The sequence below is a fragment of the Vibrio sp. YT-19(2023) genome, assembly GCF_033337395.1.
This window is the reverse complement of record NZ_JAWOQN010000597.1, coordinates 1-657: the sequence shown is the minus strand read 5'-3', so window position 1 is coordinate 657 and position 657 is coordinate 1. Positions and strand designations below refer to the sequence as shown.

The 657-nt window shown below is 44.0% G+C and carries 1 protein-coding gene; it reads left to right on the top strand.

Annotation, left to right across the window (positions count from 1 at the left end; genetic code table 11):
• Window positions 1-491: BON domain-containing protein (locus tag R7E78_RS27360; RefSeq protein ID WP_318058784.1), on the top strand; the 491-nt coding region annotated here is incomplete at its 5' end.
• Window positions 492-657 lie beyond the last annotated feature (166 nt).

Sequence of the window (657 nt, the reverse complement as noted above, 5' to 3'; positions counted from 1 at the left end):
GAGTTGTTGCGAGCTCGTACAATGGTACGGTTGTTTTAATGGGCCAAGCTCCAACTCAAGATTTGATTAATCAAATTGAGCAACGAGCTAGAGCCATTGATGGCGTCAAAACCATTCATAACCAAATTAAGGCTAAAGAGCCATTGAGCGTGACGCAAATCAGCAACGACAGCTGGATCACAACCAAGGTAAAATCGGCTCTATTAACCGACTCGGACCTCAATGGCGTTAAAGTCAAAGTCATTACAGAGGATGGTGATGTATTTTTGTTTGGCTATGTAACCGCTCAGCAAGGTGAACGCGCGACGGAGATTTCGCGCAATATCTCTGGCGTAAAACAGGTGATCAAAGGGTTCCAATACGGAGACGCAGAACCAGTTAAAGTCGATTTACCTAGCGACGGTGTGACAACACAGACACAGACACAGACACAGACACAGACACAAGATGATAGTGATCCAGATGTCGAGACGTTTACCATCAGTGACTAAACGATATTGAAAAACTTGAAACCGAAGTATAAAAAAAGCAGCGTTAACGCTGCTTTTTATTTACTTAATAACTCTTAAGCTTGGTCGACCTGTAGGGCGAGGAGCTTCTTCCTCTTTGGATTCTTCACCAACCTCCTCAGAACTTTCTTCCGTCACCGCCTTAAAA